Raw genomic sequence first — 16,616 nt, 5'->3', positions numbered from 1 at the left:
GCGAAGCATTCGGCGGTGGGTCTTGACGACCTATTGCAAACGTAGCGGGTTGGCTACCGCTTTCCCTGGTCAACCGGGCTTGTTGTCACAAGCCTCGTCCTTTAGGGCGAGGTAGTTGACGGCGGTCTCGGGTGGTGGCAAGTGAACCAAGTGTAAAACCTATAGGTAACACATAGGTCAAGCGACTTTTTTGGAGTCAGCGAGTATGGAATGAAACAAAGATTTAAAACGTTCGTTAGACCAATGTCTGGGGGTTAAATAAAATAAAACGAACGTTTGCCCTTGAACCTTTTGGCCAGGTGCGAGAAAACATGCAGGTACACACAAGCACAGTAAATAAATAGTGCGGCCAGCATTAAAAAAATAAGCATGTTGGTTCATTAGCAAAAGGGTTTCATGATGAAAAATAATTTCCACAAGCTTGCCTTGGTAGTCTCCGTTGCAACTGCCTTCGCCAGCCAGGCCCATGCCGGTGGTTATCAGGTCAATGAGCAAAGTGTCAGTGGGCAGGGTTACGGCCATGCCGGGCGTAGTTCCAACGTCAACGATGCCACTATCGTCTTCGGCAATCCGGCGGGGATGTCGTTTCTTGATCGTGCACAGTTCAGTGCGGGTGGCACGTATTTAAGTGTTAATAGCGACATCGACAACGCTAGCGCTACTCGTAATGGTGCACCGGTCACAGGAAGTAGCGAAGGCGATATGGTGCCGGGTACGCTAGTTCCCTTTGCGTTCTACGCCCACCCCGTTAATGAGCAGTTAGCATTTGGCTTCGGCGTGTACGCGCCATTTGGCTCCAAGACTGAGTATGAAGATGGATTTATCGGCCGTAATTTAGGTAACTACACTGAGTTGACGGTGATGAGCGCCCAGCCAACGGTATCCTACCGTTTTAATGATCAATTCTCTGTAGGTGCTGGTCTATCGTTCAACCGAGTGGATGGCAAACTTCAACGCCAAGTGCCAACGCCTGTTTTCGGTGCACGGCCTGATTTGCCCGGCGGAGTAGGTCCAGTTGGAACCCAAGAGCTTGATGCAAATATCGAAGGTGATGATGATGGCTGGGGATATCACGTCGGGGTAATGTATCAACCCGTTCCTGAAACTACTTTTGGCCTGACTTACCGATCCAAAGTCAGTTATACCTTAGAAGGTGATTATAAAGCCGTTGACTCCAACGGCGATGTTTATGCCAATCCGTTGACAGGAGAGAGCCAGGAAAAAAGTGCTCAGCTCGACTTGGACACACCAGAAACCATCAACTTCTCCGTTACTCAGCAAATGAATGATCGACTGAAGCTTATGTTTGGTGCGTCTTGGACACGCTGGGATCGTTTTGATGAGATCCTGGTTACAGGTCCTCAAGGCGAGACAATAACGTTTGAAGAGCAAGATTATTCGAATGCATGGGCGTTTGCTGTGGGTGGTGAATATCAGTGGAATCCGCAAATTGCACTGCGTGCAGGTTTAAGTATCGACAAAACGCCAACCAGCGATCAATTCCGTAGTGCACGCATTCCTTCTGATGATCGTCGTATCTTTTCGGTGGGGGCTGGTTGGACGCCTATCGAAGATTTGACACTTGATTTTGCCTATTCGTATCTGACGGAACGTAGCACGCTAGTTGACCAAGAGCGTAACGATGCTGGTGGTGCCATTACGTCCACCTACACTGCCGACTACAAGAACGAAGCCCACGGTTTCGGTGCGCAGCTGACCTACCGCTTCTAACGTTTGACGTCTGGAAGGTTTCGCACGTAAACAACCCGGCACCCGCCGGGTTGTTTGCTTTGCTGCGGGGCAATGGATGCGAGTAATCGCCAATTTGGGTACAATGCCTGCCTTTTCCGCACGCCACACTGCTTTCTTGAAGAAAGGGGCTTGAAGACAGGAGACAGGACTTTCTTGAACCGGGCCTGAGCAAGCGCTGTGGCGGCGAATGTTTCCCCGCAACGTTATCAGTCACTCAATCAGGGCGAACCCATGCTGGAAACCAACCCGATTCATAACCTCATCAAGGACCTGTCTGAGCGGACAGACGTTCTTAGGGGGTATCTTTGACTATGCCGAAAAGCAGGATCGGCTAGAAGAAGTCACCCGTGAACTCGAAGACCCCGCTATCTGGAATGACCCGGCCTACGCGCAGAAGCTAGGCAAGGAGCGCGCTTCCCTGGAAGCCATCGTGGCCACCATCGACGAGTTGGACCTGGGACTGGCCGATAGCCGCGACCTGCTCGAACTCGCCGAGATGGAAGACGACGAAGGCACGGTAGAAGAAGTGCGTAAAGAGCTTGATGGCCTGGCGGCTTCGCTGGAAAAACTCGAATTTCGGCGCATGTTTTCCGGTGAGATGGACGCCAACAATGCCTATCTGGATATCCAGTCGGGTTCCGGGGGCACGGAGGCACAGGATTGGGCTAACATCCTGCTGCGCATGTACCTGCGCTGGGCCGAAAGCCACGGCTTCAAGGCTGATATTACCGAGGTGTCCGCCGGTGATGTGGCGGGAATCAAGTCGGCCTCGATCCACATCCAGGGCGATTACGCCTTCGGCTGGCTGCGCACCGAAACCGGGGTGCATCGTCTGGTCCGCAAGAGTCCGTTCGACTCCGGCGGCCGCCGCCATACCTCATTTGCCTCGGTGTTTCTGTCGCCCGAGATCGACGACAGCTTCGAGGTCGAGATCAATCCTTCGGACTTGCGCGTTGACACCTATCGTTCCAGCGGTGCCGGCGGTCAGCACGTCAACACCACCGATTCCGCGGTGCGGATTACCCACGAGCCGAGTGGCATCGTGGTGGCCTGTCAAGGCCAGCGCAGCCAGCATGCCAACCGTGACTTCGCCATGAAACAGCTCAAGGCCAAGTTGTGGGAGCATGAGATGCAAAAGCGCAATGCCGCCAAGCAGGAAGCCGAAGATGCCAAGGCCGATATCGGCTGGGGCAGTCAGATTCGCTCCTATGTGCTGGACGATCAGCGCATCAAGGATCTGCGTACCGGCGTGCAATCGAGCAACTGTGAAAAGGTGCTAGACGGCGACCTGGATCAGTTTATCGTTGCCAGCCTGAAACAGGGCTTGTGAGCTTCTTGTTTTTCCAGGCACTTTTAATTATTTAAGTTCTTCCCGAGCCCGGGTATGTAATTTTTCCGATAGGGTATGACATGGCCAATCAGGACGCTTCCTCCAATAGTCCGCAGCATGACGAGAACCATCTGATCGCCGAGCGTCGGGCCAAGCTGACCGCGCGTCGCGAGCGTGCCGCCGCCACCGGTACCAGTGCCTTTCCCAACGATTTTCGCCGCGATAGCCTGACCGTCGAGTTGCATGAAGAGCTGGGCGACAAGGACAAGGCCGAGCTTGAAGTCCTTGGCCGCGTGGCATCCGTCGCCGGACGTATCATGCGCCAGCGTGGGCCTTTCATCGTGATCCAGGATGTGGCCGGACAGATCCAGCTTTACGTGGATAAGAAAGGCCTGCCGGCGGAACTGCTGGAAGACATCAAGAGCTGGGACATCGGTGACATCGTTGCCGCGCGCGGGCCGGTGCATAAATCAGGTAAAGGCGACCTTTACGTCATGATGGTCGAGGCCCAGCTTCTGACCAAGAGCCTGCGTCCCTTGCCGGATAAGTTCCACGGACTGACCGACATGGAGGCGCGCTACCGCCAGCGCTACGTCGATCTGATCATGAACCCCGACTCGCGAAAGGTGTTCGAGACCCGGGCCGGGGTGATCAGCGCCATGCGCCGCTTCTTCGAGGAGCGCGGCTTCATGGAGGTGGAAACCCCCATGCTCCAGCCGATCCCCGGCGGTGCCACCGCGCGCCCCTTCATTACCCACCACAATGCGCTGGATATCGATATGTACCTGCGCATCGCCCCGGAGCTCTACCTCAAGCGCCTGGTGGTGGGCGGCTTTGAACGGGTCTTCGAGATCAACCGCAACTTCCGCAACGAGGGGCTCTCCACCCGGCACAACCCCGAGTTCACCATGATCGAGTTCTACCAGGCCCATGCGAACCACAATGACCTGATGGACCTCACCGAGGAGATGCTGCGCAGCGTGGCCCTGCAAGTGCTGGGCACCACCACCGTGGTCAATACCGTGCGGAACAGCGAGGGGGAGGTGCTCGAGACCTTCGAATACGACTTCGACAGCCCGCTGAAGCGCATCACCGTGTTCGACGCCATCCTCGAGTACAATTCCGACATCCACGCCGAGGCGCTGGCCGATGAGGCCGCCGCGCGTCAGATCGCCGAGCGGCTGGACATCGACGTCAAGGACGGCTGGGGGCTTGGCAAGATCCAGATCGAGATCTTCGAGAAGACCGTCGAGCACCGCCTGAAGCAGCCAACCTTCATCACCGAATACCCCACCGAGGTGAGCCCGCTGGCGCGGCGCAAGGACAGCAACCCCTTGGTCACCGAGCGCTTCGAGTTCTTCGTCGGCGGGCGCGAGATCGCCAACGGCTTCTCGGAGCTCAACGACGCCGAGGACCAGGCCGAGCGCTTCCGCGAGCAGGTGGCCGAGAAGGAGGCCGGCGACATCGAGGCGATGTACTACGATGCCGACTACGTCCGCGCGCTGGAGTACGGCATGCCGCCCACCGCCGGCGAGGGCATCGGCATCGACCGGCTCGTCATGCTGTTCACCGACAGCCCCTCGATCCGCGATGTACTGCTGTTTCCGGCGATGCGTCCCGAGGCGTCGGAATAAACTGGAAAGTCTCGGAATAATTGGTAAGGAGTGCTTCAAACGCCCATAATGGTCGGCGTTTCGACGGCGAGGAGAGTTCCAATGAAACTGCTTAACCGCTCCGCCCTGAGCGTCAGGCCGACCCAGGACTTTGTAGACTGGATCAATGCGCTCGAACCCACCATGGGAGACGACGACCTGACATTGGACGACGTCGAACGTGAAAGCACCATTTACCTGATTCCCGAGATGGATACGCCGGAAGCGCTGGCCACCTTCGTTCGCGAGCGCTACCCGAAAATCCTGGAAAACGAGCTGCGTGCTTGGGAAGAAGACGAAGAACAGTGGCCGGACAGCCTCGATTGGTCGCTGTTTGAACGTTTTCTTCAGGTAGAACACAGTTATCTGGCCATCGATCTGGATGATGAAACCGCTCTGGAAATTTCCGAAGTGGATGATGCGCTGCTGCTGGATAATGAATAGCATCAGGCGCCAGCTTTCGATGAACCATAAGAAACCGGCTGCGGCCGGTTTCTTGTTGTAGACGAAGCCTATCCGCATGCGACTGTTTGAAACCCGCCCCGGTGATGACGGCCTGCCCGGACATGAACGGGTCCTGGCGGTATTGGCGTTGATCACCGGTACCTTAATGGCGGTGGTCGACACCACCATGATCAACCTGGCGCTGCCTTCCATTGCGCAAGATCTGAATGTTTCCGCCTCCCGCGTGGTGTGGGTGACCAATCTTTTTCAGGTGACGTGCGCTGCTTTCCTGCTGGTGTTTGCCGCGATCAGTGAGTTGGTCACGCGGCGCCGCCTGTACCTATTCGGCATTGGGCTGTTCGTGCTGGCCTCCATCGGCAGTGCCTTTTCGACTAGCCTGGAAACCCTGCTGGTGTTTCGCGCCCTGCAAGGTTTGGGGGCCGCCGCGACCCTTTCCATCGGACCGTCGATCTATCGCTCGATTTTTCCTTCGCGGCTATTGGGGAGTGCCCTGGGCCTGAGCGCCTTGGTGGTGGCCGGAGGCTATGCGGCGGGACCCACCCTGAGCGGAGTGATTCTCTCCTTCGCCGATTGGCCGTGGCTATTTGCCTTGAATGTGCCTCTGGGCGCCTGCGCCCTGTTGTTCGGCTTTCGCGCCTTGCCGCGTGAAACGCCGCGCCAGGGAAGTTTCGACTTCCTCGGAGCGATGCTGTCGATCAGCATGTTGGCAAGCTTCTTTCTGGCCATGGATGCCCTGGGGCATACCGCACCCCCCTGGCAGAGCGGCGGCTGGGCGATGCTGTCGTTAACCGCGGGGGTGGGGTTCGTGCTGCGTCAGAAGCGAGCACCTTTTCCCTTGCTGCCGTTGGTGGTGTTTCAGGAGCGCCGCTTCACCCTGGCGGTCTCCACGTCGGGGCTGGCGTTCGTCGGTCAAGGGTTGGCCTTTGTGGCGCTGTCGTTCCTGTATCAACAGGAATTGGGTTTTTCACCCCTGCAGACCGCCTGGCTATTCACGCCCTGGCCGCTGGCCATCATGCTGGTCGGGCCGATTGCCGGACGTCTGGCGGACCGTATCAATCCCAGTGTGTTGTCGAGTACAGGACTGCTGCTGTTGATCGCGGGGTTCGTCGCCTTGGCGTTGGTGGATGAAACCACTGGCGTGCTGGGAGGGTTATGGCGGATGGCGCTATGTGGCGTGGGGTTCGGTCTTTTCCAGCCGCCCAACAATCGCGAAATGATGGCCAGCCTGCCGGCGGAGCGCAGCGCCAATGTGTCGGGTGTGATGAGCACCACCCGCACGGTGGGTCAGTCGTTGGGCGTGGCGTTGGTGGGGGCGGCGTTGGCGGCGGGGTCACCGGTGCAAGCCACTCTCTGGTTGGGCGCGGTCACCACCCTGCTGGCCCTGGGGGCAAGCCTTGCCCGAATGCCCCTGGCCAGGCGCGCCATGCTGGAACGTCAGGCATCGTCGCGTCCTGACTAAAAGCGTATAATCGGGGTTTGGTTTTACAGGAGAGGCGTCATGAAGTGGCAGGCACTGATTGAAGAAAAACTCCAGGCGCTGACGCCGGAGTATGTTCAGGTGGAAAACGAAAGCCATCGGCATAATGTCCCGGAAAATTCTGAAACGCACTTCAAGGTCACCTTGGTGAGCGAGCGCTTTGAGGGCATGATGCCGGTCAAGCGCCATCAGCAGCTGTACGCCTTGCTCGCCGATGAGCTTTCCGGTCCGGTACACGCCCTGGCCTTGCATCTCTATACCCCGCTGGAATGGCAGGCGCGTGGGGGCGAGCGTCCGGCTTCCCCTGATTGTCGTGGCGGCGGGCAGTGACCGGCGACGTCCAACGTCTGCAATACCTTCAGGCCATGGGCATTACCGCCTGGGCCAGTCGTTACCGTTTGCCCAATGCCAGGCCCACCCCCGCTTGTGAGTGGGAGGCGCCCGAGCCCGAGACGCAGCACGCCAGCGCCAAACTGCATGCTCTGCTCGATGAAGCACAGCAAGCGGCCTCCAGTCGCCAGGAAGAGCAAGCATCTGCCCAGGAGAAGACGGACAACCCCGTAAAGCTGGGGGACGTGCGGGCGTTGCTGGGAGATGCCGGCACACCCGCTAGTGAGAAACCGCCGGTCTTGGAACAAGTGCCCGCCGTTGATAGCGTGAAAACCGCGCAGGACCCGGCTCAGCCGCTGCGCTTTCAGCTGTCGTTGATCTGCCTGGAGGGGCGCTGGCTGAGCCTTCAGTCGGGTGAGATAAGCGCGGAAGAGCAGCGCCTGCTGAGCGCCATGCTGAAGGCGGCGGGAATTCAGCTAGCCACGCCGCTTGTCATCGAAACCTTTTACTGGCCGATGGTGGAAGGGCTGTCTGCGGACGACCCCCTGGAAGAAGCCCGTGAAGGCCTGGAGGCTTATATCGCCGGTTGCGCCGCCCGCCACGGCTGGTCATTGAACCAGGTGTTGTGGTGGGGTGGGGCATCATCAGACGATGAAACACACGCCACCTTGGCAGACGTGCTGGATATCGCTAACAGCGCCCAGGGGCAGGCGCAAAGCCAGGCGTTGGGTCTACCCCTGTGGCAGGCGCCGAGCCTTTTACAGCTACTTGAAAGTGCCGAGGCCAAGCGAGCCTTGTGGCCTGAGCTGGTCGAGCTTGGCACCCGCTGGCGACAGCTGGCAGCCAAAGTGGATGACGCGCGGGAAGAGGCAGCACGGGAAAAGTCGGATGATCACTGAGTTGTCGCCCGAACACCTGGAGGCGTTGCTAGCCCTTGAGGCCGAGGCCGGCAGTGGCGCAAGCGCCAATCAGCTGGCCACGGCACTGGCCGACGCTGACTGCCGGCTGATCGGTGTTTGGCAAGGCACTCAGCTGGGCGGTTACGCCTTGCTGGCGCGTCTGCCGTTCGATGCCGAGCTTCAGGCGCTGGGTGTCTCGCCGCTTCATCGGCGCAAAGGGCTGGGGCAAGGCTTGCTGGAAGAGGTAACCAGTATCGCGAAGGCGTGGCAAAGCGAGCGGCTGTTGCTTGAAGTCCGGGCCGGCAACACAGCGGCTGTCACGCTCTACCACCGCTGTGGCTTTCAGCTTGACGGGCGACGTAAGGGCTACTACTCGAGCCGCTCCGGGCGCGAGGATGCCTTATTGATGTCGCGGGTGCTTTTGCCTATGGCGCCAAACTTACTCTAGCTCGGGGCCTAGCTCTGGTCATCGATGCTATCGAACTTGCCCAGCAAGGCGCTCAGGCGCTGTTCCCATTCTTCACGTTCCTGCTTGAGCTTGGTGTTTTCATCACGCAGCTCGTCATTTTCCATTTTCATCATTTCCAACGCTTCTACAGCGTTAGTGACTTTTTGCTCAAGCTTATTGAACAGTTCCAGACTCATCGATACCTCCAGAAGGACCAAGGCAAGTGCGTAGCGCTCGCCGAATGATTGACAGCGGCGAGCGTAACGCCGGGGACGTGGCGCGGCAAGTGGATAAAGGGAACAAAAAGCGGACCAACGTTACAAAAGGCGCTGATAGAGACGGCCAATGCTTTCTCCCGCTCGGGTTTCGCGGTGCAGTGACCAGGAATTCGGCACTGGCGGTGACAGGCCGGCCTCGGTTTCCACATAGATCATTGCCCGAGGGGTAAGCCAGCCGTTTTCCAGTGCCTGGCAGCAAGGCTCGACCAGCGCCTGATGAAAGGGTGGGTCAAGGAATACCAATGAAAATGCCGTGCTGGGGGGTATGGTGAGAAATGCCGACACATCACGGCTGATCACCGAGGCGTTCTCCACTTCAAGCAGCGCCAGGTTATGACTCAGTTGCGCAGCCACTTTCGAATCGCGCTCCACCAGACAGGCGCTTGCCGCCCCACGCGATAGCGCTTCAATACCCAGTGCACCGGTGCCAGCGAACAAATCCAGCACTTGGGCGCCTTCCACATGTGCCGCCAACCAGTTGAACAGCGTTTCCCGCACGCGATCCGGTGTCGGGCGCAGTCCCGGGCTTTCAAGCACCGGTAATTGGCGGCGACGAAATTTCCCGCCGATGATGCGCAATTTCCCACTCCCGCCGGGGGCGCTGGCGCGAGAGTCTCGCGACGGACGAGAGGTGTTTTTGGAAGGGGAGCGTTTTGGTCTCATGGCGAGGATTGTAGCGGTCTGATTGTCCAAAGTCTCGGTGGGCAATGGTAGGATGGAGCAAATGTTCACTCCTTGAAGTGGGATTCCCTAGATGCTCGGTTTTTTCAAGCGCAAGAAGAAGCAGGACGAGGACGCCAAGTCCAAGGAAAACGCTCAGCAAGCAGAGCGTGAAATAGAAGAGACGCGCGACGAAACCGGTGAAGAACCGGAAAAAGCGCCTGCCGAGGAGACTCAGCCCTCTCTTGAACCATCGGAATCATCGGAGCCTGCGAAGGCGGAAGCGCCGCCGCCGGAAAAGGCGCCGGAACCTGAGCCCGAGCCGGAGCCCGAAATAAAATCCACCCCTGAACCTGAACCTGAACCTGAACCTGAACCTGAACCGTCCAAGCCGGCATTGCAGGAAAAGCCGGTAGCGGAAAAGAAGGGGTGGTTTGCACGCATCAAGTCCGGGCTAGGCAAGACGCGCGCCAACTTCACGGAAGGCCTGGCGAGTCTGTTTCTGGGCAAGAAGCAGATTGACGATGAGTTGATGGAGGACCTGGAGACGCAACTGCTGATGGCGGATGTGGGTATCGAGGCGACCACCGATATCATCGACAGCCTGACCGCACGGGTCTCACGCAAGGAGCTCAATGAGCCTGAGGCGCTTTATCGCGCCCTCCAGGAAGAATTGGAAGCGATGTTGGCGCCGGTTGCCGTACCGCTTGAACTCACCAAGCAAGGCCCGGGGCCTTTCGTGATTTTGGTGGTAGGCGTCAATGGGGTGGGCAAGACCACGACCATCGGCAAGCTGACTCAGCGTTTCCAGCGTGAAGGAAAGAGCGTCATGCTGGCGGCCGGGGATACCTTCCGTGCCGCCGCGGTCGAACAGCTAAAGGTATGGGGCGAGCGCAATAAAGTGCCGGTGATCGCTCAGCACACCGGCGCGGATAGCGCCTCGGTGATCTACGATGCCGTGGCCGCTGCCACCTCGCGGGGCGTGGATGTGTTGATCGCCGATACAGCCGGCCGGTTGCACAACAAGAGCCATCTGATGGAAGAGTTGAAAAAAGTCCATCGTGTCATGGGCAAGCTGGACCCGAAGGCGCCGCATGAAGTCATGCTGGTGCTGGATGCCGGCACCGGCCAGAACGCGATTTCTCAGGCCAGCACTTTCAATGAAGCGGTGCCGGTTACCGGGATTACCCTGACCAAACTCGATGGTACCGCCAAAGGCGGGATTATCTTTGCATTGGCCAAACAACTCAACATGCCGATTCGCTTTATCGGCGTCGGCGAAGGGCTGGATGATCTGCGGCCATTCGCCGCACGTGACTTCGTTGAGGCCCTGTTCTCGAAAGATTCGCTCGACAAAGACCCGCTCGACAAGGATAGCCAGCAACGAGGCGATCCTAACGCATGATTGCGTTCGAACACGTGGGCAAGCGTTACGGTGGGCGTTTCGAAGCCCTGGCCAATATCGACTTTGGTGTGGCGCGCGGCGAGATGGTGTTTCTTACCGGCCATTCGGGGGCCGGTAAAAGCTCGCTGTTGCGCCTGATCATGCGCCTGGAGCGGCCCAGCCGCGGGCGGGTGGTGGTGGCGGGGCATGATATTGCCCGACTGCACGCCAGCCAGGTGCCTTTTTATCGGCGCCAGATCGGGGTGGTGTTTCAGGATCACCAATTGTTGTTCGACCGCAGTGTCTTTCATAACGTGGCGCTACCCCTGGTAATTCAGGGCGTGGAACCACGCGAATCGGCTCGTCGGGTACGGGCGGCTCTCGACAAGGTGGGACTCCTGCATCGCGAGAAAGCCCTGCCCATCGAGCTTTCCGGCGGTGAACAGCAGCGAATCGGCATTGCTCGCGCGGTGGTCAACAAGCCGGCACTACTGCTCGCCGATGAACCGACCGGTAACCTCGACCCCCAGCTTTCCGCCGATATCATGGCCCTGTTCGAAGACTTCAACCGCATCGGCACGACCGTGATGATCGCCAGCCATGACTTGGCGTTGATCGCTCGGCTGCACCATCGCACCCTGCGTCTGCGCGACGGCCGCCTAGTGGCGGATGAGAGAGCCCCATGAGCCAAACACCTCCCTCCCGACGTGGAGCCCGTAGTCATAAGACCCGCTTATCCAGCCGTTTGCGTGCCTGGGCGAGGCACCATCGCGCCATGCTGGTGGATAGCGCCTGGCGGCTGGTACGTCATCCGCTGGGCAACCTTCTGACAATGCTGGCAATCGCTATTGCGTTGGTGCTGCCCGCGGCGCTATGGCTGACGCTGGACAGCGCGCGGCTGCTGGATGCCGAGCTTGAGGAAAGCGCCACCCTTACCGTCTATCTGGCGCAAGAGGTGGACGACGTGCAGGCAGGACGCATCGAACAAGCCGTCCAGGCGCAACCCGAGGTAGCCGCTACCCGGTTGATCAGTGCAGCGGAAGGGATGGCTGAGTTCCAGCAAGCCCTGGGGCTGGATGACGCCCTGGTGGGGCTTGCCGATAATCCCTTGCCGGCGAGTATCGTCGTGCATCCGACATCCCCGGAGCCTGCGGCGATGCAGCAGCTTTCGCAGGTGCTGGGCGAGATGAGCGGCGTGGATGACGTGCGCCTGGACCTTGCCTGGATCGAACGACTGCGCCACCTCGCCGAACTGGGGCGGCGCCTGGCGTTGGCATTGGCGGTGCTGTTCGGGCTGGGCGTGTTGCTGGTGGTGGGCAACACCATCCGTTTGGCGGTGGAGAGTCGGCGACGGGAAATCGAGGTGGTGATGCTGATCGGCGCCACCCATGCTTTCGTGCGGCGTCCTTTCCTGTATAGCGGCGCTTGGTACGGTGTGGGAGGTGGGTTGCTGGCGCTGGGACTGCTGACGTTGGGCAATCACTGGCTGTCGCTGCCGGTGAGTGCGCTTGCCGCCAGTTACGGGGCTAGCTTCAGCTTGCCTCAGCTTGACTTGGCAGGCTCTACAATTCTGCTATCTTGCAGTACACTGCTTGGCTGGCTAGGCGCTTGGCTTGCGGTAGGGCGGCATCTGTCGAGTATCCGGCCGCGCTAGTGCCAGGCAAGCAGACCTGTGCATGTTTGAGTTTCAAGTCATGGTGATTTCAGTTGGGCTGCCAGCAGGTCAGCGATTGTCATTGAGATTGTCATCGGTAATCAGAGTCAGCGGTATTGAGCGTCAGAAATAAACAGATGCGGGAACCATTAAGTGATCACGACGTCTAGTTCGAGGTCAAATATGTTATGGAACAGGTTTATAGGGAGACAAAACGTCACATGAGTAAAAGTCTTCTACCGATAGGCCAGATTTCTCCGGGGCATGACTTGGGCGGTTACATCCAGGCCGTGCACGGAATACCGGTGCTTAGCGCTGATGAAGAACGCGAGCTGGCCTTTCGCTTGTATGATGAAAGCGATCTGGAGGCGGCGCGACGTCTGGTGCTCTCGCACCTGCGGTTTGTGGTGCATGTCGCACGCAGCTATTCCGGCTATGGCCTGCCCCAGGCAGACCTGATCCAGGAAGGCAATTTGGGCTTGATGAAGGCCGTCAAGCGTTTCGATCCCAACCAGGGCGTCCGGCTGGTGTCCTTTGCGGTGCATTGGATCAAGGCGGAAATCCATGAGTTCGTGCTGCGTAACTGGCGTATCGTCAAGATCGCCACCACCAAGGCTCAGCGTAAACTGTTCTTCAATCTGCGGGGCGCGAAAAAACGCCTGGCGTGGCTGAACAACAGTGAAGTCGAGGCCATCGCCAAGGATCTCGACGTCAAGCCGGAAGTGGTGCGCGACATGGAAGGGCGGCTCTCGGCCTATGACGCCGGTTTCGATGCCTCACCCAGCGACGATGAAGACAGCGTTTATCAGTCGCCGGCGCATTACCTGGATGATGCCGACTCGGACCCGGCCACCAAGGTTGAAGACAGCGACTTTTCCGGTGATGCCACGCGCCGCTTGCAGCTGGCGCTGGAAACCCTGGACGAGCGTTCGCAGGATATTCTCCAGCGCCGCTGGTTGAGCGAAGACAAGGCGACGTTGCATGACCTGGCGGATATCTACGGGGTCAGCGCCGAGCGGATTCGTCAGCTGGAAAAGAATGCGATGAAAAAGATTCGTCAAAAGATGGGCGATACCCTGGCGGCGTAACGGCTATAGGTTGAAAAAAACACGCTTCCCCGGCCAAGACCGAAGAAGCGTGTTTTTCGTTGACGGCTTACGCGGCTTCGACAGCGTAAAACAATTGGTCGGCAAGAAACGCCCACTGATCTTCCCAATGCTCAGTGGGAGAACGCTTGAAATCACTTCGCACGTACTGCGAAATCTGCCCTTCAGCTTGAGCCAGCAACAGATTGGCCGTGGCGGCTGCCGAAAGTGCCGGGCGCAGTCCTTCGCGCAATTCGGCTTCGCGTAACACCTGCTTGAGTTGAGTTTCCAGGCGCTCGAACAGCTTGTGGATGCGCAGGCGCAGGCGTGCCGTTTCACCGGTGAGGACGTCACCGCCCAGCAGGCGGGAAAGCCCCGGGTTCTTCTCGGAAAAGCTCAGCAATAAGCGCAGAATGTGGCCGCAGCGTGACGTGGCATCGGGGATCTCTTCCAGAATGCGTGTGATTCGAGCAAACAGACTCTCTTCGATAAAATCGATCAAGCCCTCGAACATTCGCGCCTTGCTGGGAAAGTGACGGTACAGCGCTGCCTCGGAAACGCCGACCTGACGGGCCAGGGCGGCGGTCGTGATACGTTTGCCACTGTCTTCTTCCAGCATCAATGCCAGTGCCTGGAGAATCTGTTCACGGCGGCGGGGTTTGGGTTGTTCAGTCATGGCACAGCCTCGCTCGCGGTTAGTCGGCGTCGGTGATCAAGGTGCCGACCCCGGCATTGGTGAAGATCTCCAGCAAGACGGCATGAGCCACACGCCCGTCGATGATATGCGCACTCTTGACCCCGCCCTTGACCGCATCGAGGGCGCAGCGAATCTTGGGCAGCATGCCGCCGTGGATGGTGCCGTCAGCGATCAGATCATCCACCTGAGCGGTGGAAAGCCCGGTCAATACCTCACCTTCAGCGTTCATCAGGCCGGCAACGTTGGTCAACAGCATGAGCTTTTCCGCGCCCAGCGCTTCGGCCACCTTTCCGGCGACCAGATCAGCATTGATGTTGTAGCTGCGGCCTTTCTCGTCCACCCCTATGGGTGCGATCACCGGAATGAAATCCCGCGCGGCGAGCATTTCGATCAGCTCGGTGGAAATGTGTTCGACCTCGCCGACATGGCCGATGTCAATGATCTCGGGAGCAGTCATCTCGGGGCTCTGGTGTTCCACCTGGAGCTGACGGGCACGGATCTGGGCGCCGTCCTTGCCGGTCAAGCCGATGGCCTTGCCGCCACTCTGGTTGATCAGGTTGACGATGCTCTTGTTGACCAATCCGCCGAGCACCATCTCCACCACGTCCATGGTTTCGGCGTCGGTGACGCGCATGCCGTTGACGAAGCGCGACTCGATATTGAGTTTCTTCAGCAACTCCCCGATCTGAGGGCCGCCGCCGTGTACCACCACCGGATTGATGCCGACTTCCTTCATCAGCACGATGTTGCGGGCGAAGGAGTCGATCAGAGTATCTTCGGTCATGGCATTGCCGCCGTACTTGACCACGACGGTCTTGCCGGAGAACTGCTGGATGTAGGGAAGGGCTTCGGAAAGCACCTCCACAACGACACGAGGGTCGCGGCTGGTTGGGTTCATCGGGTTTCCCTTGCTACAGTTTTTTGGTTTTTTTGAGGTGTTTTATCGTGTGTGACGCCTTTCCATCTTGTCGAGAGTTGCTCTATTGATGACGAGACATTATCTGAAAACTGCGCCCACCTTGAGGTGTGGGCGCATGGCTTTCACTCGGAATGGCTTTCGCTCAGAGAGGTATTTCCAGTTCCGGTGCTACCTGCTTGAGTGCCTGGGCGAATCGCTCGCGGATACGTGCCAGGGCGGCATCGTCCTTGCCTTCAAAGCGCAGCACCAGCATGGGCGTGGTGTTGGAGGCGCGGCACAGGCCCCAGCCATCCGGGTAATCCACACGAATACCGTCCAGGGTGGTTTTGATACCTTGGCCGAAGTCGCCTTCGCGAGCAAGTCGAGCGACGATGTCGAATTTGTTCTCGTCGGTGACCTCGATGTTGATTTCCGGGGTGCCCACGTCCTGAGGGAAACTGTCGAAGAAGGTGTCGGCATCGACGTTCTGCTTGGCGAGAATTTCCAGTAGCCGCACGGCCGCATAGAGGCCGTCATCGAAGCCGTACCAGCGCTCCTTGAAGAAGATATGGCCGCTCATTTCACCGGCCAGTAGCGCGCCGGTTTCCTTCATGCGGGCCTTGATCAGGGAATGTCCGGTACGCCACATTTCCGGCTCGCCCCCGGCATCGCTGATCACGCGGGTCAGGTTGCCGGTGCATTTGACGTCGAAAATTACCTTGGCGCCCGGGTTGCGCTCGAGCATATCGGCGGCGAATACCATCAGCAGATGATCCGGGTAGATTAACCGTCCCTTGGGAGTGATCACCCCCAGGCGGTCGCCGTCGCCGTCGAACGCCAGGCCGATGTCGGCCTTGGTGTCGGCCACGCTTTTGATCAGATCCTGGAGGTTTTCCGGCTTGCCGGGGTCGGGATGGTGATTGGGAAAGTTGCCGTCGATCTCGGCGAACAAGGGAACAGTCTCCACACCGAGTTTTTCGATCAACTGCGGGCCGAGTTCACCGGCAACGCCGTTGCCGCAATCCACCACGGCCTTGAGCGGGCGCGAGACCGTCACATCACCCAGGATGCGCTCGAGATAGGCTGAACGCAGGTCTTCCTGGCGTATGCTGCCCTGGCCGCTTTCGAGCTGGTTGTCCTGCAGGCGCTGGTGGAGGGCGGTAATCGCTTCGCCGGAAAGCGTTTCTCCCTTCAACACGATCTTGAAACCATTGTAGTCCGGCGGGTTGTGGCTGCCGGTGACCATGACGCCGGAGGTGGTGCCTTCGAGAACATGGGTGGCGAAGTACAGCACCGGGGTGGGTACCATGCCCACGTCCACCACATCACGCCCGGCGGCGTTGAGCCCGCGCATCAAGGCGGCCTGGAGACGCGGCCCGGAAAGCCGGCCGTCACGGGCGACGACCACGGTGGATTCACCGCGAGCGGCGGCTTCACTGCCGATGGCGCGACCGATCAGTTCGACATTGGCTTCGGTCAGGGTGTCGTCGACGATGCCGCGAATATCGTAGGCGCGAAAAATGGAAGCGGGTACCGGGTTTTCGAAGTTGGAGTTCATGATCGTCCCTGCAGAATATGTCAGTGAAAATGGCTGAGCAAAGCTCTTG

Annotated in this window: 17 protein-coding genes; 12 read left to right on the top strand and 5 right to left on the bottom strand. The window is 58.8% G+C overall.

What is annotated here, in order from left to right; translation table 11 throughout:
• Window positions 1-399: 399 nt before the first annotated feature.
• The 8 genes from DU506_RS05835 to DU506_RS05800 all read left to right on the top strand — a co-directional run bounded on the left by DU506_RS05835 (window position 400) and on the right by DU506_RS05800 (window position 8,353).
• Window positions 400-1,731, top strand: a complete 1,332-nt coding sequence (locus tag DU506_RS05835; RefSeq protein WP_114485999.1) for an OmpP1/FadL family transporter — start codon at window positions 400-402, stop codon at window positions 1,729-1,731.
• A gap of 252 nt (window positions 1,732-1,983) precedes the next feature.
• A protein-coding gene (prfB, locus tag DU506_RS05830) for a peptide chain release factor 2 (protein WP_114486008.1) occupies window positions 1,984-3,082 on the top strand; the annotation gives its coding sequence in 2 pieces (ribosomal slippage) (window positions 1,984-2,058 and window positions 2,060-3,082; 1,098 coding nt in all).
• A gap of 80 nt (window positions 3,083-3,162) precedes the next feature.
• On the top strand, window positions 3,163-4,716 hold the full coding sequence (gene lysS, locus DU506_RS05825) for a lysine--tRNA ligase (RefSeq protein ID WP_114485998.1): 1,554 nt from the start codon (window positions 3,163-3,165) through the stop codon (window positions 4,714-4,716).
• 81 nt (window positions 4,717-4,797) lie between these two features.
• A complete protein-coding gene (locus DU506_RS05820; RefSeq protein ID WP_114485997.1) occupies window positions 4,798-5,178 on the top strand; it encodes a hypothetical protein in 381 nt (126 codons plus the stop codon).
• A 76-nt stretch (window positions 5,179-5,254) separates the two neighbouring features.
• Window positions 5,255-6,658: an MFS transporter gene (locus tag DU506_RS05815; protein WP_114485996.1), complete on the top strand. Its 1,404-nt coding sequence runs from the start codon at window positions 5,255-5,257 to the stop codon at window positions 6,656-6,658.
• Window positions 6,659-6,697: 39 nt separating this feature from the next.
• Window positions 6,698-7,006, top strand: coding sequence for a BolA family protein (locus DU506_RS05810; protein WP_114485995.1), 309 nt, complete (start codon window positions 6,698-6,700; stop codon window positions 7,004-7,006).
• A complete protein-coding gene (locus DU506_RS05805) occupies window positions 7,003-7,905 on the top strand; it encodes a hypothetical protein (protein ID WP_114485994.1) in 903 nt (300 codons plus the stop codon). Before DU506_RS05810 ends, DU506_RS05805 begins: the two co-directional genes overlap by 4 nt.
• On the top strand, window positions 7,895-8,353 hold the full coding sequence (locus tag DU506_RS05800; RefSeq protein WP_114485993.1) for a GNAT family N-acetyltransferase: 459 nt from the start codon (window positions 7,895-7,897) through the stop codon (window positions 8,351-8,353). The genes DU506_RS05805 and DU506_RS05800 overlap by 11 nt, the downstream gene beginning before the upstream one ends.
• An 8-nt stretch (window positions 8,354-8,361) precedes the next feature.
• Here the strand turns inward: DU506_RS05800 and DU506_RS05795 are convergent, their stop codons facing one another.
• Both DU506_RS05795 and rsmD read right to left on the bottom strand, forming a co-directional pair.
• Window positions 8,362-8,550, bottom strand: a complete 189-nt coding sequence (locus tag DU506_RS05795) for a cell division protein ZapB (RefSeq protein ID WP_114485992.1) — start codon at window positions 8,548-8,550, stop codon at window positions 8,362-8,364.
• 120 nt (window positions 8,551-8,670) lie between these two features.
• Window positions 8,671-9,294 (bottom strand): 16S rRNA (guanine(966)-N(2))-methyltransferase RsmD, encoded by a 624-nt coding sequence (gene rsmD, locus DU506_RS05790; protein ID WP_114486007.1) that lies wholly within the window; start codon window positions 9,292-9,294, stop codon window positions 8,671-8,673.
• A gap of 91 nt (window positions 9,295-9,385) precedes the next feature.
• Between rsmD and ftsY the strand changes: the two genes are divergently transcribed.
• The 4 genes from ftsY (at window position 9,386) to rpoH (ending at window position 13,417) form a co-directional block, all read left to right on the top strand.
• A complete protein-coding gene (gene ftsY / locus DU506_RS05785) occupies window positions 9,386-10,696 on the top strand; it encodes a signal recognition particle-docking protein FtsY (RefSeq protein ID WP_114485991.1) in 1,311 nt (436 codons plus the stop codon).
• Window positions 10,693-11,361 carry a cell division ATP-binding protein FtsE gene (gene ftsE / locus DU506_RS05780; protein ID WP_114485990.1) on the top strand — a complete coding sequence of 223 codons (669 nt, stop codon included), beginning with the start codon at window positions 10,693-10,695 and terminating at the stop codon, window positions 11,359-11,361. The genes ftsY and ftsE overlap by 4 nt, the downstream gene beginning before the upstream one ends.
• Complete coding sequence (ftsX, locus tag DU506_RS05775; RefSeq protein ID WP_114485989.1) at window positions 11,358-12,329, top strand: permease-like cell division protein FtsX; 972 nt, start codon at window positions 11,358-11,360, stop codon at window positions 12,327-12,329. Before ftsE ends, ftsX begins: the two co-directional genes overlap by 4 nt.
• Window positions 12,330-12,550: 221 nt before the next feature.
• Window positions 12,551-13,417 carry an RNA polymerase sigma factor RpoH gene (gene rpoH / locus DU506_RS05770; protein WP_114485988.1) on the top strand — a complete coding sequence of 289 codons (867 nt, stop codon included), beginning with the start codon at window positions 12,551-12,553 and terminating at the stop codon, window positions 13,415-13,417.
• A 67-nt stretch (window positions 13,418-13,484) separates the two neighbouring features.
• Here the strand turns inward: rpoH and slmA are convergent, their stop codons facing one another.
• The 3 genes from slmA to DU506_RS05755 all read right to left on the bottom strand — a co-directional run bounded on the left by slmA (window position 13,485) and on the right by DU506_RS05755 (window position 16,567).
• A complete protein-coding gene (gene slmA / locus DU506_RS05765) occupies window positions 13,485-14,090 on the bottom strand; it encodes a nucleoid occlusion factor SlmA (RefSeq protein WP_114485987.1) in 606 nt (201 codons plus the stop codon).
• A 19-nt stretch (window positions 14,091-14,109) separates the two neighbouring features.
• Window positions 14,110-15,009 (bottom strand): acetylglutamate kinase, encoded by a 900-nt coding sequence (argB, locus tag DU506_RS05760; RefSeq protein WP_114485986.1) that lies wholly within the window; start codon window positions 15,007-15,009, stop codon window positions 14,110-14,112.
• A 163-nt stretch (window positions 15,010-15,172) separates the two neighbouring features.
• Window positions 15,173-16,567: a phosphomannomutase/phosphoglucomutase gene (locus tag DU506_RS05755; RefSeq protein ID WP_114485985.1), complete on the bottom strand. Its 1,395-nt coding sequence runs from the start codon at window positions 16,565-16,567 to the stop codon at window positions 15,173-15,175.
• Between the last annotated feature and the right edge of the window lie 49 nt (window positions 16,568-16,616).

Origin of the sequence: Vreelandella rituensis, from assembly GCF_003336665.1 — a bacterium.
Taxonomy (GTDB): domain Bacteria; phylum Pseudomonadota; class Gammaproteobacteria; order Pseudomonadales; family Halomonadaceae; genus Vreelandella; species Vreelandella rituensis.
Note: the sequence above shows the minus strand (reverse complement) of the source record. Positions and strands in the feature narration are given on the sequence as shown.